The 20,744-nt window shown below is 60.6% G+C and carries 16 protein-coding genes; 4 read left to right on the forward strand and 12 right to left on the reverse strand.

What is annotated here, in order from left to right; genetic code table 11:
• Positions 1-225: 225 nt before the first annotated feature.
• The 4 genes from ET524_RS08740 to ET524_RS08755 all read right to left on the reverse strand — a co-directional run bounded on the left by ET524_RS08740 (position 226) and on the right by ET524_RS08755 (position 4,648).
• Positions 226-1,239: a hypothetical protein gene (locus ET524_RS08740; protein WP_129425051.1), complete on the reverse strand. Its 1,014-nt coding sequence runs from the start codon at positions 1,237-1,239 to the stop codon at positions 226-228.
• Between the two features lie 198 nt (positions 1,240-1,437).
• Positions 1,438-2,283, reverse strand: a complete 846-nt coding sequence (locus tag ET524_RS08745) for a hypothetical protein (protein ID WP_129425053.1) — start codon at positions 2,281-2,283, stop codon at positions 1,438-1,440.
• A gap of 508 nt (positions 2,284-2,791) precedes the next feature.
• Positions 2,792-3,979 carry a hypothetical protein gene (locus ET524_RS08750; protein ID WP_129425055.1) on the reverse strand — a complete coding sequence of 396 codons (1,188 nt, stop codon included), beginning with the start codon at positions 3,977-3,979 and terminating at the stop codon, positions 2,792-2,794.
• Positions 3,980-3,982: 3 nt separating this feature from the next.
• Positions 3,983-4,648 (reverse strand): PilZ domain-containing protein, encoded by a 666-nt coding sequence (locus tag ET524_RS08755; RefSeq protein WP_129425057.1) that lies wholly within the window; start codon positions 4,646-4,648, stop codon positions 3,983-3,985.
• 435 nt (positions 4,649-5,083) lie between these two features.
• Between ET524_RS08755 and ET524_RS08760 the strand changes: the two genes are divergently transcribed.
• Positions 5,084-5,488, forward strand: coding sequence for a PaaI family thioesterase (locus tag ET524_RS08760; RefSeq protein WP_161566659.1), 405 nt, complete (start codon positions 5,084-5,086; stop codon positions 5,486-5,488).
• A 284-nt stretch (positions 5,489-5,772) separates the two neighbouring features.
• Here the strand turns inward: ET524_RS08760 and ET524_RS08765 are convergent, their stop codons facing one another.
• The 3 genes from ET524_RS08765 to ET524_RS08775 all read right to left on the reverse strand — a co-directional run bounded on the left by ET524_RS08765 (position 5,773) and on the right by ET524_RS08775 (position 9,511).
• Positions 5,773-7,086 carry an SLC13 family permease gene (locus ET524_RS08765; RefSeq protein ID WP_129425061.1) on the reverse strand — a complete coding sequence of 438 codons (1,314 nt, stop codon included), beginning with the start codon at positions 7,084-7,086 and terminating at the stop codon, positions 5,773-5,775.
• 184 nt (positions 7,087-7,270) lie between these two features.
• A complete protein-coding gene (gene queA / locus ET524_RS08770; RefSeq protein WP_129425063.1) occupies positions 7,271-8,413 on the reverse strand; it encodes a tRNA preQ1(34) S-adenosylmethionine ribosyltransferase-isomerase QueA in 1,143 nt (380 codons plus the stop codon).
• Between the two features lie 714 nt (positions 8,414-9,127).
• Positions 9,128-9,511: a hypothetical protein gene (locus ET524_RS08775; RefSeq protein ID WP_129425065.1), complete on the reverse strand. Its 384-nt coding sequence runs from the start codon at positions 9,509-9,511 to the stop codon at positions 9,128-9,130.
• A gap of 139 nt (positions 9,512-9,650) precedes the next feature.
• On the opposite strand from ET524_RS08775, the gene ET524_RS08780 reads away from it, so the two are divergent.
• Positions 9,651-10,670 (forward strand): helix-turn-helix transcriptional regulator, encoded by a 1,020-nt coding sequence (locus ET524_RS08780; RefSeq protein ID WP_161566660.1) that lies wholly within the window; start codon positions 9,651-9,653, stop codon positions 10,668-10,670.
• An 88-nt stretch (positions 10,671-10,758) separates the two neighbouring features.
• Here the strand turns inward: ET524_RS08780 and ychF are convergent, their stop codons facing one another.
• From ychF to ET524_RS08805, 5 genes are all read right to left on the reverse strand, one after another.
• Positions 10,759-11,823 (reverse strand): redox-regulated ATPase YchF, encoded by a 1,065-nt coding sequence (ychF, locus tag ET524_RS08785; RefSeq protein ID WP_129425069.1) that lies wholly within the window; start codon positions 11,821-11,823, stop codon positions 10,759-10,761.
• A gap of 253 nt (positions 11,824-12,076) precedes the next feature.
• The gene (locus tag ET524_RS08790) at positions 12,077-12,460 is read right to left on the reverse strand and encodes a VOC family protein (protein ID WP_129425071.1); all 384 of its coding nucleotides are present in this window, start codon (positions 12,458-12,460) and stop codon (positions 12,077-12,079) included.
• 342 nt (positions 12,461-12,802) lie between these two features.
• A complete protein-coding gene (rbr, locus tag ET524_RS08795; protein ID WP_129425073.1) occupies positions 12,803-13,339 on the reverse strand; it encodes a rubrerythrin in 537 nt (178 codons plus the stop codon).
• A 318-nt stretch (positions 13,340-13,657) separates the two neighbouring features.
• On the reverse strand, positions 13,658-14,716 hold the full coding sequence (locus tag ET524_RS08800) for a branched-chain amino acid aminotransferase (RefSeq protein WP_129425075.1): 1,059 nt from the start codon (positions 14,714-14,716) through the stop codon (positions 13,658-13,660).
• A gap of 473 nt (positions 14,717-15,189) precedes the next feature.
• Entirely contained in the window at positions 15,190-16,572 is a 1,383-nt protein-coding gene (locus ET524_RS08805; protein WP_129425077.1) for a sodium-dependent transporter, read from the reverse strand.
• Positions 16,573-17,229: 657 nt separating this feature from the next.
• Between ET524_RS08805 and ET524_RS08810 the strand changes: the two genes are divergently transcribed.
• Positions 17,230-18,012 (forward strand): ABC transporter ATP-binding protein, encoded by a 783-nt coding sequence (locus ET524_RS08810; protein ID WP_236648295.1) that lies wholly within the window; start codon positions 17,230-17,232, stop codon positions 18,010-18,012.
• Between the two features lie 9 nt (positions 18,013-18,021).
• A complete protein-coding gene (locus ET524_RS08815) occupies positions 18,022-20,685 on the forward strand; it encodes an ABC transporter permease (RefSeq protein WP_129425079.1) in 2,664 nt (887 codons plus the stop codon).
• The last annotated feature ends 59 nt before the right edge of the window (positions 20,686-20,744 follow it).

A 20,744-nucleotide genomic window follows, 5' to 3' on the forward strand; every position in this document is an offset into this window, starting at 1 on the left:
GTATTTAATGGATATATACAGAACCGGATGACGCGCAAGAAGTAGTCGAGCCGGGCGGCAACCCGACTCACTAATCTAACAACCACCGCGCCGCCCGCAACTCTAAAGTGTGACAGCCTAGGAGACGGGCTTTGCTGGTGCACTTGTAGCATACGAAAGCGGCCCGCCCCAAGGCAAGCCGCTTTCGGTAACGATTCGGGAACTTCGCGGAAGGCAGCCGCTGAATTAAGCAGCTGCTATGCCCGCAAGCTTTACGGTTACATCATAGGTACAAGGATCGTTTTCAATAGACTTGCCGTTTACACAATCGGAATCGGTACCCTCCATCCAAATGTAAACATGAACGACAATTCCATCGTAACCAACACGAGCTACAACGGCCTCGGAATTGTCAGGAACCTTATAGGCGTCTCCATCCTTTGTGGCTACCCAATTTTTACCGGAAGTTTTAGCTCCGTTGGAATCCAACGTCACATCGATGTAGTTGCCACCGAAGATATGCCTATAGGATGCATAATCGAGAACGGCCCCGCCATCGCGTTTCCAAATAGCAGTCCAACCATTCTTACCTTGAGCATCGTTGCCTTGGCCTGTTTCATCGTTGTTAGCGTAAACCACACGCAAGGATTCTGGGCCGGTTGCAGATTTGCCATCGGAACCAACCTCTTGCGTTGTAATGGCAACACGCATAGAGCCAGTGATCGTCTCAGAAGCACTGCCTACCGTTCCATCTGCGTTCTTCGCCGTCACGGCAATAGGAGCCCCGTCACTAGCATCAAGATAGACATCAGCCAGACCAGTCTCATTAATGGTGTAGACAATGTAGTCGCTACGAATGAATGCATAGTAATCATCGTTGCCGACTTTGTAATTGCCAGGCTTGGCATTTGGACCAGTCTCAAAGATCGGCTGAACATAACTCGTAATCAAGCCTTGGTTATTCCAGCCTTGGCAGATGTACCAATCTGATAAGTCATTGGAAGAAGCAGGGCTCAAGGTTGCACCATCCGAAAACGCAGCAAGCGACTTATCATTACCGCCATGCTGAGCGCCCTCGTCAAGCGTTGCAATCTGGAGAATGAAACCATTGGTCGTAGCGCTAATAGTAGAAGTTTTTGCTGAAACCGTATTGTTTGCAACATACCAGGCGTAAGTTGCAGCGCATAGAGCAAAAGCCGCAAGCATCACGCATGCCGCAGCCTGAACAAGCTGAATCTTCAGTTTGTTAATGCGCCACATAACTCACAGCCCTTCAAAAAACTAAACGTTAGCAAGAATGCTATATGGGATAAGTAGATAACCTCCTTATCCTATTTTACCCAAATCAAAGGCAACCGCAAATATACTCGCATGCGTCAATCAAGTGAGTATATCATCTAGCAAAACGCCCCCGCCAATCTCTGGCGAGGGCGTTGAGTCCGCTATTGCCTATGCTGATTAAGCAGTAGCATTAGCGTCATTGGTGACGTCAACTTCATTGCCGTCGGTGTTGACGGGAGTCGCAGTAAACGAAACCGTAACGCCACAGTTCTTCAGGCTTGGAAGGTTGTCAGTGAAGACGGTTTCGTAAGACCCATCGTAAAACACGTAAATATCAACCGTAACCTTAGCATTAGCAGCAATGGTGGCAGCCAGAGCACCGTTATTCGTCAAATTGCTAGGAGCAACAGTCCCATCTCCATAAGCATTTGCCGCAACATCAGTGCTGCCAGCTTTCAATTCGCCGTTTGCATTCCAAACAGTCCAGTAGTCACCGCATTTGACCAACACGCACATTGCGTCTTTAAGATTGTTGCCGGTCTGGTCAGCAATATTGCCAGCGTTAACAGTAACGCCCGAAACCTTCAGATCCTTAAAGGAGCCCGCATTCGCGTCAGTGGTTCCAATGTCAAAAGACTGCACCAGCGTATAGTCTCCAACGTTAGCGGATGCTACCGCAAAGCGAGAACCCTGCAGCATAGTAGATGCATTAGCCTTTGAAGCATACGCAGACTCCCACGTGTACGAATTGGCAGCAACCTCATCGTTCCACTGAACAGGATACAAATCAGTCTTCGCGTCTTTGCCAGCCGTCTGCGTAGCGCTCGTGTCTGTGAGCGCCGCACCCTTGGCGGCAATCTTCAAAAACGGAGCATTAGATTGAGCACTTACCGAAGCGGTCGTAGCCTTGACCGTGTTATTGCTTACAAACCATGCGTATGTGCTGGCGGCTAGGGCTATGGCCGCTACCAGCACCATGGCGATGGCGGCACCCATCTGTTTCTTTAGTGCCTTGGTTTCCATGGCGGACCCTTTCTCTTTCCCTTTCCGTACTCGGAGCAAGGGATATGCCCGCGCTCCGCTGCAGAGGGATGTCACCCCCCTACTTAACCGCCCTGTAATATACCATGCAAGCGCTGTGATTCGCGCTAACTTTGCCGCACTTGCCCGCTCAAACCACAACATTTTGCAAGTTTTTTGCACTCCCCCACACCACCTGCGTTCGCTACCGCGAACATGACGTCGCGCCATCACACATCGCAGCCGCATCTTGCAACGCAAGCAGGCAGGGCGTCCGACATCTGACGTTAGACAATCAATCCACGCCCGCAAATCTTTGGAATCGTGCAATCTCAGAGACTTTCATACCCTTGGAATCGTGTATTTTCACCGGTATCGACACTTTTGGAAACGTGGGAACCGACAGCCTTCGCAATTTCAATCCCGCAGATGAACAGGCACAATGCTATTCGCCAACCGCCATGATTCCGCGACTTAAACAAGGGCGTCGTATCGGCGCCCTCGCCCCTCGCTATGCTGCGGGGGAGTTTTCTTGGTTGCGGCGGTTATCCCAGGTTACGTCGTGGTCTTTGTAGTAGTCGGGCGCGTCGTTGCCCGAGGCGCTGATAGGGTCGTTGCCCGTGAGCGTGTCGACGATGTCGCGCACGAACTTCACCACCAGGCCCGAGTTGTCCTCGTCGAGCGTTTCGAAGTCCATGGCGAACTCCACCGCGCCGCCGACGATGTCGTCGACGCATTCGGGATCGTCACCGTCGAGCCAGATGACCACCGTGTACTTGTCCACATTTCCCACCTGGAAGTTCTCTTCCGGGATGTTGCACACAATCTTGTCAGACTCGAAGTTGACACAGCCCGGCTCGGGGTTGCCGTCGGCCGCAGCCGCGGCGTACACCGTCGGCTCGCCGTTCTTCCAGATCTTCACGCGCGCGGCCTTCTCCACGCCCTTCGACGCCGACACCACGCGTACGTTGCAGCTGTAGTTCAGATCGACCTTACCGGCGTTTCGGATGTAGAACGTGTACGCCACGTAGTTCTTGCCGTTGTGGCTACCGTCGATTTGGTCCAGGTCATCGGGCAGATCTTCCGTCGCGATGTTCGTTCCGTTCGTCACAGCCTGCGCCTGCAGGCGCGCGGTGGCCTGGCCGAAGTTGGGGTCCTCGTCGATGGCCACGCCATAGCGGAACAGCTCCAGGCGGTTGAGGTTGATGGTAAAGTTGCCCATGTTCTCCTGCATGAACGACAGAGCGAACAGCAGGCCGAACAGCAACGCCAGCGCGATGAGGGCCTTCTGCAGCTTGTCCATGCGCAGAAGCGCCGCGCCGATGCGATGCATGCGACGTTTCGGCAGGTACATGGACACGGCGGTTTCGGGGTCGATGTTCTCGATGCCCTCGCGTTCGATGAGGTCTTCCAGGTCTTGGATGCGCACGACGCCTTTGGCCGCGCGCTTGTCGGCGCGCTTGGCGGCCCGCCTTTCGCGGCGCGACTGGCCGCGTTTACCCTGCTCGCGGGCGGCCTCGCCCTCAAGCGTGGGGCGCGCGGCGGGCTTCACGCCGGTGGGTACGGGCACGTCGGGGGCAGCGGGTGCGGCCTCCGCAGGCTGCGCGGGCTGCGCTTCGGGCACGATGGGTGCACCGAGCTGTTCCGCCTGGTCAGCGGGCAAGTTCTTCGCCGTGTTCTTTCGCTTCAGTATGGCCATGGGCTACATCTTGTACTTCGCGCGGACGTATTCCATGTACTCTTTCACCGTTTCGCGCTCGATGTCGTCGGCGTAGCGGAACTGCAGGCCGCACACGTTGCGGTACAGGCTGCCCTTCGGCGCCTGGCGCACCCAGCACACGATGCCAAGCTGCACGGGCAGCTCGTGGCGTTCGCCCTGCAGGCGGATGGTGGGCATCTGCACCTGCAGCGCCTCGCCGACGTCGGGGTAATCGTTCAGGTAGATAGCCACGCCACCTGCGGAAACGTCGATGGTCATGGCATCTTCGGTCTCGGGGTTGTCCACATTGTCGCGCTGGTACTCAAGGCGCATGGACACCTTGAAACGTTCGTCGCGGCGCTTGAAGAACGTGCGCTGCTCGGCCACCTGGCGCATCTTCCAGAACGTGCGGATGCCCACTTTCTCCACCGCTTCGGGGTACCCGGCGATCATGAACGTGTTGTCGCCGACGGAATACTGCATGAGGAACTTCTGGTTCTCATCCAAAAGCAGCGGCTTGCCCGCAAGCATGGGGACGCTGACCAGGAAATATGCGTCGTCGATGGCCTCTTTGAACGTGGCCATCATGTTGAAGTCGGTCTTCTGGCCCATGGGCACGTCGAAGGCCATCTGCAGCTTCGTTCCCGGCTTGATTTGCAATTCCGCCATGTGGGGTCTCCTAATCCCCGCGCCGGCGCGCTGGCGGCCACCGTGACGAGGACGATTTCGCGTGTTGGTACAGTCTGCCTTATTATATCCACCCCCGCGCACGGCGGCAGTGGAAATATGGCACCCTGCCGTATGTTTGCCGCGCCTTTGCGCGCACAATACCCGACCAATCTGAAATACGCCTTGTCAACCCAATTGAACGCGCTTTTGCTGGTGCCAAAAGTATTACGTTTTCATAATATTTTGGTACGGTGGCTCGCTCCGTTATTTGGCTATAGCCGCACGCCGCTATTGAATCGGCGAATTCAATAGCAGGCTGGGGTTGCGGGGCGCGAATTGCGGGGCGTTGGCGGACGGTGAGTGTTAGCATGGGTTGCAGGGATTGTCGGCGCGGGGTTTGCGACCGGCATGCGAGGTTCAAGCCAAGGAGGGACCATGGCATTCGAGGATGAAAAAGATCCGTATTGCACCAGCGACAGGTTCGCCGCGAAAAACGGTATGAAGGTGGTTGAGCTGGGCGAAGACAGCGCCACCGCCACCATGACCATCGATGAGTCGTTCTTAAACGGCATCGGCATCCCCATGGGCGGGTGCTATTTCACGCTGGGTGACTACTCGTTCGGCGCGGCGTGCCATTACATCAAGAACGAGATTGTGACGCTGAATTCGCAGATCGACTTCATCGCGTCGGCGCAGCTGGGCGACACGGTGTACGCGCGCTGCCATTGCGTGTCGGCCACGCGCCGCACCATGCGCTACGAGGTGGAGATGACCGACCAGAACGGCAAGCTGCTGGCGCTTATGCACGTGACGGGCTACCGCAAGGGCCACAAGAAGTAGTGGATGCCGGCGGTGCAAGCGGCGCCTATTGCGTTTGCCGCGATCGAAAGCCCCTGCTACTTGGGAATAAACCCAGGTGGCAGGGGCTTTTTGGTGCGGGTCCGGTGGATAACAGTTGTGGGCGGTTTTTGGCGATGATTTTACGCTAGCTCTTCGTTTGTGGTTGGTTATCGATAAGGTTTCGTGCATTCACGAAAAGAAATGGCTGGTCGTGATGCGGCGCTTACCAATAGCACGAGGCCAAACCGCCAGCAACCGAACAGGACACGCAATGGCATCGAGCGCTATGCCGTAGGCCCAAAAACAAACGCCAACGCCAGAAGCGCCGTCAGAAACGCTACGTTGACCAGGGTGAACGTGCGCAGGTAGTGCGTGCGGATGCCGGCTCGGCCGACTGAGACGGCCTTGAACGTGATGAGGCTTGCCATGGACGCGATGAGCGTGCCCAGGCCGCCGAGGTTCGTGCCAACGATAAGCGCCGACCACTGGTCGGTGAGCCTCGACAACAGCACGGCGGCGGGCACGTTGCTGATGACCTGGCTGGCGCCGACAGCCGCCAGCAGCGCGTTACCGTCTACCGCCGCGACCAACGCGTCGTGCAGCAGCGGCACGCGCGCCATGTTGCCCACGAACACGAACAGCGCCACGAACGTGGCAAGCAGCCCCCAGTCGACGCGACGCAGCAAACTGGCGTCAGACAGCGCCGTTGCCAGCAACACCACCGCCAGCAGCATGCGCACGTCTAGCGCACCGGCAACGGCAGCAAAGCACGCAATGAATAGCGCCAGGTAGAGCGCGAATCGGATGGGATGGGTGGTGAATTCGGAAGATTTTGCCTGGCCGCCAGGGCGTTCGCCTTCGGAAGAGCCCGGCCCACTCGGCGAGCAGAATGTTCTGGCATCGTTCGCATCCGCATTGCTTTCGCGATGAGTTTGCTGCCGATTGCGGACAACCGCGACCGAGCTCGTCACGCTTTCGGACTTCGCCAGCCCCTTCCCCTTCGCCATCTGGGTAGGCTTTTCGCGAAACGCCAGAGTAATCACGGCGGTCAACAGAGCGGCCGACGCCAACGTGTACGGGGCCATGAGCAGGAGAAACTCGCGTATGCTCATGCCCGACGCCGTGAACAGGTACAGATTTTGCGGATTGCCGACGGGCGTGAGCATGCTGCCCAGGTTCGCCGCCACCGTCATAAGCGTGGCCACCAGGCACAGGCGCGCTTCCATGTTCGCGCGGCGCAGCACCACCAGCGCCAACGGCACGAACGTGATGAGCGCCACGTCGTTCGTCACCAACATGCTGGCGAAAAACGCAAGGGCTACCAGCGCTGCGGCCACGGCGCGCGGCGTGCGGGCACGCGCGACCAGCCATGCGCCCGCCGAATCCAGCACACCGAGCTTGCGGAAGCCCGCCACCACCGTCATCAGGCAAAACAGCAGCGCAAGCGTATGCCAGTCGATGTAGTGCGCATAAGCGGCGTCCGGCGGCACCAGCGCACAAGACGCCAGCGCGGCTGCGGCCGCCACCGCCAGCACGGCCTCGCGCGCAAGAAAGGCGCGGATGCGGGCCCCAATGGACCCACGGGGCCGCTTGTTCATGCTGCGCTCCTTTCTTCGCCGCTCGACTGATTAAAACGTGCTTGCCATCAGGTGTTTTGCGGCTGGTCAGCAGCGCTTTCCGTAAACCCTGATAAAGCAAAAAAGGGGCCGGCATTGCCCTGCCGGCCCCTTCCGCGGCTGTCACACAAGCTAGCCTGCCCGCAAACGCTCAAGCTGCCGGCGGCTATTTGATGAACATCGCGTCGCCGAACGAGAGCATGCGGTAGCGTTCGCTGATGGCGTGCTGGTATGCGTTCATAACGTTCTCGCGACTGCTGAAGGCGCTGACCAGCATCATGAGCGTGCTGCGCGGCACGTGGAAGTTCGTGATGAGCGCGTCGACCACGTGGAACTGGCTGCCCGGCAGCAGGTACAGGCTGGTAGCGTCGCGGTTGCGCGGCGTGATGGCGCCCTGCCCGTCGTTCGCGGCCGGGTCCCACGCGCTTTCCAGGCTGCGCACGCTGGTGGTGCCTACCGCGATGACGCGCCCGCCCGCGGCATGCGTGCGGTTGATGGCGTCCACCGTTTTCTGCGGGACGGTGTAGAACTCGGTGTGCATCTTGTGCGCCAGCGGGTCTTCCTCGTCGACGATGCGGAACGTGTCGAGGCCCACTTCCAGCTCGACGGTTTCCCAGTCGATGCCCTTGGCCTTGACGCGCTCGATGAGCTCGGGCGTGAAGTGCAGGCCGGCCGTGGGCGCGGCGGCCGAGCTTTCGCGGCGCGAATAGACGGTTTGGTAGAGCTCTTCGTCACCGGCGTAGTGCTTGATGTACGGTGGCAGCGGCGTGTGACCAACCGCGTGAAGCGCCTGGTCAAGCGAGGGATGCGTCGTAGTCAGGCGCGCGACGCGCTCGCCGCGCTGGGCGCCTTCGGCCCAGTCGATGATCTCGGCGGATAGCGCCACGTTGCCTTCGGCGTCCGTGAAGTCAACAACGGCCCCGCTGCCGGGCTTCAAGCGCTTGCCCGGGCGCACGAGCACTTCCCAGATGGCTTGCTGGTTTTCACCGGGCGCAGGCTGGCCCGCAATGTGCGGCACATCGGCGTATTTCGTTGCTTTCTCGCCCATGAGCTGGCGCAACAGGAACACCTCGGACTGCCCGCCCGTGCCGCGCTTCGCGCCAAGCAGGCGCGCGGGCATGACGCGGGTTTCGTTGGCCACCAGCAGATCGCCGGGGTTGAGGTAGTCGATGATGTCGCGGAAGATGCGGTCCTCAAGCGCGCCCGTTTGCCGATTCATCACCAGCATGCGGCACGCGTCGCGCACGGCTGCTGGCTCCTGCGCAATGAGCTCCTGAGGGAGATCGTAGTCGAAATCACTCGTCTTCATCGAGCCACCAACCTTCCTCGCAGGCCTTGTGCTGCGCTTCGCGCTTCTCGGGTTCGAACAGCCCACTGGGCTGTTCGATAGTCGAAATCGTTTGCTTTCATCGAATCCACCATCCTTGCGAACCCCGCGCCGCGCGGCATCAGGGCATATGAAAAGCCGCAAACCGCGGCCACATTATCGAACGCAAGGATTATACGACAGCGCGGCCGCGTACACGCGAATTAGCCCCTGCACCACGCAAAGCTACATCAAGTGCGTAGGCTGGCGCAGCGTTTGTCGCCTTCGCAATCAAAAGGTGCGCGAAGTGCGTAGGTTTCAGCGGCGCCGCTGCACGATGGTGCGTCAAGTGCGTAGGTTGACAAGCGCGCATGGATGCAGGTGCAGACAGCAAGGCCATTTGCCCAGGTCGCAAAAAGCGCACGGGCGCGTGCCGCCCGGCCCACGATTTCAACCTACGCACTTCGCAAACCATTTGTCCTTAGAGCCCAGGCCCGCTGTACGTACCCGTCGCCTCATCGTAGGCCAGCACCAAAACGCGTCCGCTTCGCATGACCGTGCCATCAATCGCCCAGAAGCACCAGCTTCGATCCGCCATCCGAAAGGTCGATGGTGGCCAGCGCCTGCTCAAAGGGTTCGAGACACCCATGGATTTCGCTCATCGCGTAAATCAAGCGCCCTCCCTTCGTGTTCGCATTGCTTTAAGACGCCCATGGCCTAACGGGTTGCGCCCTCAACGCGTTTCGCAATCTTATCGAACAGCGTATGATACGCAAGCTTATTGCCACGCTTGCGATCGTCAGGAGCCTGGAGCATTGCATCGACCACTTCGCCAACGCCCGAAACGCCAGCAACTTCCGCCATCCAGACATATAGTTCGCCACATTGGATGGGCCAGCGAAATTGTTCATGATCGGCCGACCGATCACTCCAAGAATGGATCAGATGCCAATACTGCGCAGGTTCGACACCGCACTCTTTGGCGTACTCTATGTAACCGTCGCTTTTCTGCATATACCCTCCCGCGATCAACCGGTCTGTTTCAGGCGTGGGCACATGCTCTTTCGAGAGGTAAAAATTACGAATCTGCTGGTTATCCATGGTTTTGTTTCCTTTCTTATCATCTGTGATGATTAAGATTATAAGAAGAGATATGCACTGAATTTTGGGCGTCGTCATATTCGCTCAACTACGGCGAGTATTCGGCGCGATGCACGGCTTCTTTCGAAAGGAAGTTCCCATGGCTTCAAAGCTTACGTCCCTGCTCATCGTCGAGGTACTTCAGCGGTGTGCAAGCGAAGAGCACCCTTTAAGCCAATTGGACATTCGCAAAAGGCTGGAACGCGATTACGACGTAAAGATAAGCCGCAATACCATGAGCAGCTACATCGGTGAACTCCAGGCGCATTTCCCCGACAGCCTTCGGGCGCAGGTGCGCGAGCGCATGAACTGCCACGACGGATCACCGCAAGTCATTTCCACGAACCTGTACTGGATGCACGAGTTTAGCGAATCCGAAGTCCGGCTGATTGGTGACGGGGTCATGGCCGCGCCGCTTCCGCAAGCACAAAAACGGGAGCTGCTTGAAAAGGTAACGGGGCTTAACCCGCACGCAGGAGTCGGGGTTCTCAAGCACATCGTTTCGGCCGACAGGAAAAAGGAGCACACGACCGTCAGTCAGCTTCTCTATAACATTGAGACGCTTGACCAGGCGATTTCTCACAAGAAGCGCATTCAGTTTTACTGGGGTGAGTACGTTGCGAAACATGGGAAACTAGTGCTTGAGCGTACGGAAGATTGTGCAAAAGTTGACCCGCGACAAATCGTTGCAAGCGACGGGCATTATTACCTGCTGGCAACGTATCCTGGTGCGCCGGACAAGATCTACCACTTTCGCATCGACGTGCTGCTCGATGTCGAAGAACTTGACGAACACGTTGCGAAAAGCACGACCCATCAGGGCCTTACCGATTATCGGCAAAAGCATCTCATGATGTTCGGGGGCAAATCCACCGCAACCATTCGCGTACACGACGAGGCGCCCGCGCGGCTGCGCGTCTTCGATGCGTTCGGCGTGCACGCGCGCGTTGTCGGCAGCACCGATGGGTTCATCGACTTTGAAGTTAAGGCAAACCTTGATGCTGTTCGCTACTGGATTAAACAAAACTCAGAGGCAGTCGAAGCCATCGCCCCGAAAGAGCTGCGCGGAAGCCTAGCCAAAGACGCACGAGCAATGCTAGCGCAATACGAAACCAGCTGAAGCGAATCGAGTTTGCAAGTTCAAACAACAGAAAAGGAGCCCCGACGCCGGGCTCCTTTTGGAAGCCATCGCTGTGTTTGCGAATGCTTTATACGTTGAACTTGAAATGCATGACGTCGCCGTCTTGCACGACGTATTCTTTGCCTTCTTGGCGCAGCTTACCGGCGTTGCGGCAGCCCAGTTCGCCGCCGAGTTCGACGTAGTCGGCATACGACGCGGTTTCGGCCTTGATGAAGCCGCGCTCGAAGTCGGAGTGGATGACGCCGGCGGCCTGCGGGGCCTTCGCGCCGATGGGGATGGTCCAAGCGCGCGTTTCCGTTTCGCCGCTGGTGAAGTAGCTTTGCAGGCCCAGCAGCTTGTAGGCGCTGCGAACCAGGCGGGCCAAGCCTGACTCCGCAAGGCCCATGGCCTCCAGGTACTCCTTGGCTTCGGCCGGGTCGAGTTCGGCCAGGTCAGCCTCAACCTTCGCCGAAATGGGCACCGGCTGGCAGCCGTCGATCTCGGCCAGATCGGCGTCAAGGGCGTCCTCGTCGACGTTGGCGATGTACAGGATGGGCTTCATGGTAAGCAGGTGCAGGTCGTAGATGGCGTCCTGCTCGTCCTCGTCAAGGCCGAGCGTGCGGGCGCGATGGCCCTCGTTGAGGCCCTCGAGCACCTTCTTCGCCACCTCAAGCTTCTTCACGCCCGCTTTGTCGCGCTTCGCTTCCTTCTCCAGGCGCGGCAGGGCCTTGTCAAGCGTGCCGATGTCGGCCAGAATGAGCTCGGTTTTGATGGTTTCCATGTCCGACGTGGGGTTGACGCAGCCGTCAACGTGCACGACGTCGGGGTCGCTGAAGAAGCGCACAACCTCGCAGATGGCGTCCGTTTCGCGGATGTTCGCCAGGAACTGGTTGCCCAGGCCCTCGCCCTGGCTGGCGCCCGCCACCAGGCCGGCGATGTCGACGAACTCGACCGTGGCCGGGACGATTTTGGCGGGGTGGTCGATTTCGGCCAGCTTCTCCAGGCGGTTGTCGGGCACGGGCACGATGCCGACGTTGGGCTCGATGGTGGCGAAGGGGTAGTTGGCTGCCAGGCCGCCCTTGTTCGTGAGGGCCGTGAACAGCGTGGACTTGCCGACGTTGGGCAGGCCCACGATACCGATGGAAAGCGACATGCTGAAACTTCCTAACTCGTGAAATACGTACCCGCCATCATACCGCAAACGCCGCGCCCGCGCGCGGGCGGATTGCGGGCCGGCACGGCGAGCGCGCGAAGTCGCGAACGGGGGCAAGCGGCTGCAAGGGGAACGGCCGTATCGCGAAACGGCAACGCAGCTGCGAGGTTCGCCGCCCGCCGCAAGACCTGCGCAGGCGCGCCCGGCAACCTTGGCTGCAAGGGCGCCGCCGGCGCGGCGCCTTCGCCCTTCCCTATTCGCCGAACGAGAAGTCGCCGGGGATGATCTCGATCCAGGAGCCGTCGGGGTCGGCGATGAAGTAGATGCCCATGCGCGGGTTGTCGAACACGATGCAGCCCATGTCCTCGTGCAGCTTGCGCGCGGCTTCCATGTCGTCGACGGCGAAGGCGATGTGCGTGTCGCGCCCGCCGTTTGCGTAGGGCTCGGTGCGACCGCGGTTCCACGTCAGCTCGATCTCGAACGGCGACTGGTCGTTGACCAGGTACGTGTTCGACCACGAGCCGTCGTCGGGGCCCATTTCGTGCGCCACGTGGAAGCCGAGCGCGCGCTCGTAAAACGCGATGGACGCTTCCTTATCAAGCACGTGGATGCACCAGTGGATGATGCGAGCCTTCATGGTGAAGTCCTTTCGTCGAGGTTTTCGCTTGCCGCTAGTGTGCCGCAAGCATGGGCGGCAACGAGAGCGCAAGCGCGCGAATAGCCGGGAATTCCACGAGCAACGTTTGCCGAAGCTAGCCGAGCGCGGCGCGCGGAAGACGGCACCCTGGCCGAGCGGTGTCACTTGCACCAAGATCCCGGCTGGCTTTCAACAGCGCAGCCGGGTTGTTATCTGCCGCAACCAACCGCCGCAAAAAGCGTTCGCCTATCTTTGGCGGCCAGCATAAGAAAAGCCGCCTTTGGGGCGGCTTTTCTCGTATGACCTGCGGTTTTGCGGGCGCTATCTTAGAGACGCAGTGGCCTAGAAGTTATCGGCCGTGATCTCGAAGTAGGCCTGCGGATGGGCGCACACGGGACAGACGTCGGGGGCCTGCGTGCCCACGACGATGTGGCCGCAGTTGCGGCATTCCCACACCTTGACCTCGCTCTTTTCGAACACCTGCGCGGTCTCCACGTTGTGCAGCAGCGCGCGGTAGCGCTCCTCGTGGTGCTTTTCGATGGCGCCAACCTGGCGGAACTTCTCGGCCAGCTCCGGGAAGCCCTCTTCCTCGGCCGTCTTGGCGAAGCCGTCGTACATGTCGGTCCACTCGAAGTTCTCGCCCTCGGCGGCAGCGGTCAGGTTCTCGACCGTGGTGCCGATGCCCTCAAGCTCGCGCAGCCACATCTTGGCGTGGTACTGCTCGTTGGCCGACGTCTTGCGGAAGATCTCGGCGATCTGCTCGTAGCCTTCCTTCTTCGCCACGGACGCGAAATACGTGTACTTGTTCGTGGCCTGCGACTCGCCGGCAAACGCCGCCTGCAGGTTCTTCTCGGTCTGCGTTCCTGCGTACTTGCTCATGAGAAACCCCTCTCGCTGTATGTGGGCCCGCCGCGCACGTCGCGCTCGGTGCCCCGGTTTCCGTCCCTAGATGGTACGAGCCAGCGCGCCACGGGGCAACCCTCTCCGCGAAAACGCAACGCAAGCGTTGCCCATCGGGCAACGAAATGTTAGGGCGAGGACCCTAGCAGACTGGCGCATGGGCCAGCAACCTGTGCGCAACGGGGTGCCCCGCTAAACCACCCTTCCGCGTTTGCCGCACCAGTAAACGCGCACAAAGAAGGGCGGCCCCCACGGGAGCCGCCCTTCTTTGTGGTTATATTGTTAGCAATCGCGCGACTAGTCGACGTCGATCTTGCAGACCCAGTTGTGCTTGTCTTCCAGGTCGCCGTCCTGGATGCCGGTGAGGGTTTCACGCAGCTGCTTCATGACCGGGCCGATCTCGGTGCAGCCAGCCGGGAACGTGACCTCCTGGTCGGCACCGTACACCTTGTTGTCGATCTGGCCGACGGGGCTGATAACAGCCGCCGTGCCGCACAGGCCGCACTCGACGAATTCGCCGCTGGCAACCTCTTCCCAGGTCACGTAGCGCTCGTCGACGGTCATGCCCAGGTCCTTGGCCACCTGCACCAGGCTGCGGCGCGTGATGGACGGCAGGATGGAGTCGGTGTGGGACTTCGGCACCACCAACGTGCCGTCTTCCTTCACGAACAGGACGTTCGCGCCGCCGGTTTCCTCGATGTAGGTGCGGCTCTGCGAATCCAGGTAGATGTTCTCGGCGTAGCCGTTGCGGTGCGCTTCCATGGTGGGGCGCAGCGACATGGCGTAGTTCAGGCCGGCCTTGATGTTGCCGGTGCCGTGCGGTGCGGCGCGGTCGTACTCGGAAACGCGCAGCTTGATGGGCTTCAGGCCGCCCTTGAAGTACGGGCCAACGGGCGTGACCAGGATGCGGAAGGTGTATTCCGGCGCAGGAGCAACGCCGATGACCTCGCCAGAGCCGATCATGAACGGACGCACGTACAGCGTGGCGCCGGAGCCGAACGGCGGCACCCACGCGGCGTTGGCCTTCACGACCTGCTTGACGGCGTCGACGAACTTGTCCTTCGGGAAGCCGGGCATTTCCAGGCGCTGAGCGGAGTCGAACATGCGCTCGGCATTCATGTCGGGGCGGAAGCACACGATGGTGCCGTCGGCCGTGGTGTAGGCCTTCAGGCCCTCGAACACTTCCTGGCAATAATGGAAGATGCCGGCGCACTCGGAAAGATGCAGGTCATGGTCGGTGGTCAGACCGCCCTCGTCCCATTCGCCGTCCTTCCAATGGGCCTCGTAGCTGTAGTCGGTCTGGTGGTAGCCGAAGTCGAGGCTGCCCCAGTCAAGATCTTTCTTCTCGACCGTCATCGTGATGCTCCTTCGTGAAACGTGCAAGTAATGCTAATGCACAACTTTACACCCAAACCGATAGGGAAACGGAGATTAACCGGGCGCACGCGCCGCGTTTTGCGCCTGGCGGCGCGCGAATTAACACGTCGGAAACAATCGGGAAGCCGCCGGCAAGAGGAATGTTCGAGCCCTGCGTTATCGCGCTTGCTCGCGACGCGCCAGATAGCGCCGCAAAGCACTTTGCCTTGACCTGGGGAAATGCGCGTCAATTTTAGGACCACGCGCCGAGAAAGGAATTAAGTCCCAAACTCGAGCGAGTTTGTGCGCGACGAGGTCCCTCCCACACGTTCCGGAGAGCCCCGGCGGCACGAAAAAAGGAGGGCGGCCACCGCCACCCTCCTTTGAACGTGGGCCTTTCCGCCGTCGGACTCACAAAAAGCTCGGCGTGACTTCGACGCCCCGCAGCGCAAGCCGCGCATCGCGCGATCGCGCTACATGCTGAACAGGCCGAACTGCGCTGCCACGTAGGCAAGCAGAATGACGACCAGCAGCACCGGCGCGATGTACTTCACCATGACGGTGAACATCTTCTCGGCCTTGAAGGGGCTGGAGATCTTGACCTCGTCGATGATGGCTTTCGGCTTGATAACCCAGCCGACGAACACGCAGGCCAGAAGCGCGGCGATGGGCATCATCACCGAGTTCGAGATGAAGTCGAGGAAGTCCAGGATGGTGCTGCCCGGGCCAAGCGGCTGGATCATGGCCAGCTGGCAATAGCCTAGGTTCACGATCATGGCCATAATAAAGATGAACGCCATGGTGATGCCGAGCGCCTTTTTGCGCGTGGTGTGCGCGCTGTCCTGCACGATGGACACACACGTTTCCGTCAACGAGATGGAGCTGGTCAGCGCGGCAAACACCACCAGCAGGAAGAACAGAAAGCCCATAATCGAGGCGATGCCGCCCATCTGGTCGAACACGTTCGGCAAGATGATGAACATGAGAGACGGGCCGGACTTCGACGCCACGGCATCGGCTGAGCCCATGGCCACGAACGCGGCGGGCACGATCATGAGGCCGGCCAAAAACGCGTAGCCGGTGTCGAAGATCTCGATGTGGCGCACGGACTGCTCAAGGTCGTCGGACTTCTGCATGTAGGAGCCGTACGTGATCATGATGCCCATGGCCAGCGACAAGCTGTAGAACATCTGCCCCAGCGCGGCCACCACCAGCTGCACGCTGAACTTGCTGAAGTCGGGCGTGAGATAGTAGGCCAGGCCGTCGATGGCGCCGGGCATGGTCAACTCGTAGATGCAGATGCCCACGGTCATGACCAGCAGGATGGGCATGAGGATGCGGTTAGCGCGCTCGATGCCGTTTTTCACGCCAAGCGCCACGATGGCGAACACGATTGCCAAAAACGCGATGGCCCAGATGAAGCTTTCGCCGCCGCCCGAGATGAAGTTCGTGAAGTACGTGCCGCCGTCGGCCAGCGCCGCCGAGCCGTCGGCGATGTAGGCACCGGCGTACTTGAGCACCCAACCGCCGATGATGCAGTAATACGGCACGATGATGAACGGAATTGCCGAGGTCAGAATGCCGATGAACGCGTATTTCTTGCCGAACGACTTGAACGCGCCCAGCGCGCTTTGACCTGTTTTGCGGCCGAGCGCGGCTTCAAGCATCATCAGCGTGAAGCCGAACGACACCACCAGCACCACATAGGTAATAAGGAACACACCGCCGCCGTATTTCGCCGCCAAGTACGGGAAACGCCACAGGTTTCCCAAGCCGATGGCCGACGCGGCGGCCGCCAAGATAAACGCCCACTTGCCGGACCACGCCGCACGCGCGCCGCCTGATTTCGATGCCATGATGTCCTCCGTTCCTGGCGCGCCATCGCCCGCGCGCCGCAAGCGACTCCCCCGCTTGCCTTCGTTCGCCGGCCTTTCCACCGGCGCATTTGCGTATAAGACGGAAAGTATAGGCCTGCCAGCGAAAACCGGTAAGTAACTGCACACATTTTCGGAATACGGTGCATTTCGGCGGATTACGGAGAGGCGTTTGTTCGCTTGCTGCTCGAAACTATCGCGTTGTGCGTAGGTTGGCCACGGCCAGTCGTCTGATTCCGACCGCGTCGAGCGCAAATGGCGGCAGTGCGGGCGGGTTGCAGCCTTCAACCTACGCACTTCGCGTAGGTTTCGTTCGGGGATTACTCGGGAAGTCAATTTCAAACTATCGCGTTGTGCGTAGGTTCGAGACGGAAGGCGTGCTGTCGCGTTTGCGCCGTTGGCGTTTTTCCTGGTCGGCCTTTTTCGCCCCGCCCTGCTCCCCGACGAGCCGCCAACGACCTACGCACTTCGCGATGGTTTCGAGCCTAATGGCCCGAAAGCGCTACGCAAGAGCCAGCTTCGCCACACAGGGTGTTGCCTATTGTCACCCATGGGTAACCTGTGCTATATAGTTAGGTTATGGAAACTAGCGGAGCACAACGCACCGAAACGCAAAACGCCTGATAGAAGGAGCACGCTATGGGCATGAACGACGCCCCCGCACAGCAATCCCCCACCGCAACGAATTCGCCTGCCGGCGCGAATGACGACATGCCCGCGAACCCGTACTTGCAGGTCAGCGGCTTGTGCAAGCATTATGGCGAAGGCGAGGCGCGCGTGAGCGTGCTGCACGACGTCAGCTGCGCCGTGGGCGCCGGGGAAATCTGCGTGCTGCTGGGCCCTTCGGGCAGCGGCAAGTCGACGTTTCTCAACCTGGTGGGCGGACTTGAGGCCGCCGACGCCGGGTCCATCACGGTGGGCGGCACGGAACTCACGGCGCTCACGCCCAAACAGCTCGGTGAATACCGCCGCGACAAGCTGGGGTTCGTCTTCCAGTTCTACAACCTGGTGCCCGACCTTACCATCCGCGAGAACATCGAGGTCACAGCCCATCTTTCCGCAAACCCGCTTGCAATCGACAACCTGCTGCGCAGCCTGGGCCTCTACGAGCACCGCGCGAAGTTCCCGCGCCAAGTTTCCGGCGGCCAGCAGCAGCGTTGCGCCATCGGCCGCGCGCTCGTGAAGAACCCCGGCCTGCTGCTGTGCGACGAGCCCACCGGCGCGCTGGACTACCAAACGTCGAAGGAAATCCTCGAGCTTATGGAAACCGTCAACCGCGACTTCGGCTGCACCATCGTCATCGTCACGCACAACGACGCCATCAAGCACATGGCGCACCGCGTGCTGCGCCTGCGCGACGGGCAGCTGGTCGAAAACGTCGCGAACGCCGAGCGCATGCGTGCGCGCGACCTGACGTGGTAGGAGGCTGCCATGGCATCGCCTTTGCGCAAGCGCTTTCCGCGCGAAATGCGGAATAACCTGGGCAAATACCTGGGAATCTTCCTGCTGATGTCCGTGACCATCGCGCTGACGTCGGGCTTTCTGACCGCAGCGCACTCCATCAGCGTCATCATCGACGACATCCCGGCCACCTACCACGTAGAGGACGGCCGCTTCACCACCGCGTTCGAAGCCACCGACGCCCAGCTTGACGCCGCGCGCGACGCGGCCGAGGACGCAGGCGGCATCGACGTGTTCGCCAACTGGTCGATCAACGCGGATTGCACCGCCGAAAGCAACGACGGGCGCGACTGCACGCTGCGAACTTACGTGCACCGCACCGACGTTGACCTGGCCGCATACGCCGAGGGGCGCGTGCCCGAGGCCGCCGACGAAGTGGCCATCGACCGAGTGTTCGCGCAGAACAACGATGTGCGCGTGGGCGACGCCATCACGCTCAACGGGCGCAGCTTCACCGTGTGCGGCATCATGACCACCCCCGATAACCAGGCGCTGTTCCAGAACAACTCCGACTTCACGGTGAACACGCTGACGTTCGGCGTGGCCGAAGTGTCCGACGAGGGCTTCGCCGCCCTGCGCGCGGGCGGGCAGCAGCCGGCGTTCACGTACTCGTTCACGTTTTCCAACCCCGACCTGACGCTGGCCGAGCGCACGGATGCGGAAAAGGACATGGTGCGCGCGTTGGCCGACGCCGACGCCACCGTGAACGACCTGACCGACGCCGCGTCGAACCAGGGCATCGGGTACGCCGCCGACGACGTGTCGGGCGACTCCACCATGTGGAGCGTGCTTTTGTACATCATCATCGCCATCATGGCGTTCGTGTTCGTGGTGCTGACCTCGGGCACCATCGAGGAGGAAAGCGCCATCATCGGCACGCTTCTGGCCAGCGGTTATCGCCGGCGCGAGCTGGTAGCGCACTACCTGGCGCTGCCGTGCGCCGTGGGCGTGGCCGCCGCCGTGGTGGGCAACGTGGCGGGCTTCACGCTGATGAGCGAGCCCATGCGCAACCTGTATTACAGCAGCTACAGCCTGCCGCCGTACTACGCCACGTGGAGCTGGGGCGTGTTCGCGAAAACGACGGTGGCGCCCGTGGCCGTGCTGGTGCTCATCACGCTGGCGGGGCTTGTGCGCAAGATGCGCCACACGCCGCTGGAGTTTTTGCGCCACGAAACCAGCAAAGGCGGCGTGAAGCGCGGGTTTGCGCTGCCCGAGCGGCTGGGGTTCACCGCGCGGTTCCGGCTGCGCGTGTTTTTGCGCAACCTGGGAAACTTCGCCACGCTGTTCATCGGCATCGGGTTTGCCAGCATGCTGCTGCTGTTTTCGCTGGCCATCTTGCCGACCATGACGCACTACGCGGAAAACCTGCGCAGCAACGTGGTGGCCGAGCACGAGTACACGCTGAAAGCACCGCTTGAGCTTGAGGGCACCGACGACGAGCGCGCCGCGTGGTCGGCGGTCGACGAGCTGGCGAACGTGGAGGGCGGCAAGCTTTCCGCCGCGGCCGATGCCGCCGACGAGCTTTCGCGCGCGGGCGATGCGCTGCAGGCGGCCGCCGATGCGCTTGCCGCAACGCCTACGGCCGAGGGGCTTGCAACGGCGCAGCAGGCGCAGGATGCGGCGGCGGCCGCACAGGACCGCCTGTACGAGCGCGTGGACGATATTGCCGCTGACCTAGGAAAATCGCGCGATGACGTCGTAGAGCTGCTGCAGGATGCCGCCGATGTGGACGTCGACGGCGACAACGTGCACCCCGTGAACACGCGCGACAACGGCGCGGCGAAGATCGAGCAGGCCGAGAAGTACGCCGTGTACACGCTGGAGTATGACCGCGGGTCGGGCAACGGCACCGAGAGCATCACCGTGTACGGCGTGGCGCCCGATTCGCGCTACTGGGACGGCATAGGCGTGGGCAGCGGGCGCGCGGTGTTCGGGCGCGGGCTTGTCGACAAGTTCGGTTTCGCCGAGGGGCAGACGGTCAGCCTGTACGACAAGTACGCCGACGAAGCGCACGACGTGGTGTTCGAAGGCGACGGGTTCACGTGGGGCTCGAAGTCGGACATGGCGGTGTATATGAGCCTTGACGAATTCAACCGCCTATTCGGCAACGACGCGGGCTACTTCAACGCCTACGCGTCCGACCAGCCGCTTGACCTGGACGCGCGCTATCTTGCCAGCGACTTGACGCCGGCGGACATGGACGCCATCGGCGAGCAGTTCGTAGGTATGATGGGCGATATGATCGGCATGCTGGTTGGGCTTTCCGTGTTCATTTTCCTTGTGTTCATGTATTTGCTGACTAAATCGGTCATCGACCGTTCGGCGCGCGCCATCAGCTACATGAAGGTGTTCGGCTACCGCGACCGGGAAATCAGCCGGCTGTACGTGCGGTCGATCACGCTGACGGTGGTGGTGTCGCTGGTGGCATGCCAGCCGCTTATCATCGGCGGGCTGACGGCCATCTTCCGTGCCATGCTGTTGGCGTACTCGGGCAACATCGAGATCTTCGTGCCGCTTTTCGCCATCGCAGAGGTGGTGGCCATCGGGTTCGCAACGTACCTGGTGGTGGCACTGCTGCACGTGCGCCGCATCAAGCGCGTGCCGCTGGCGTTGGCGCTGAAGGTGCAGGAATAAGGCAGCTGCGGCCAAGCCCACCTCCCCGCAGCCTTCATCAGTAGGCTACGGGGAGGCAC

This window comes from Senegalimassilia faecalis (assembly GCF_004135645.1).
Taxonomy (GTDB): domain Bacteria; phylum Actinomycetota; class Coriobacteriia; order Coriobacteriales; family Eggerthellaceae; genus Senegalimassilia; species Senegalimassilia faecalis.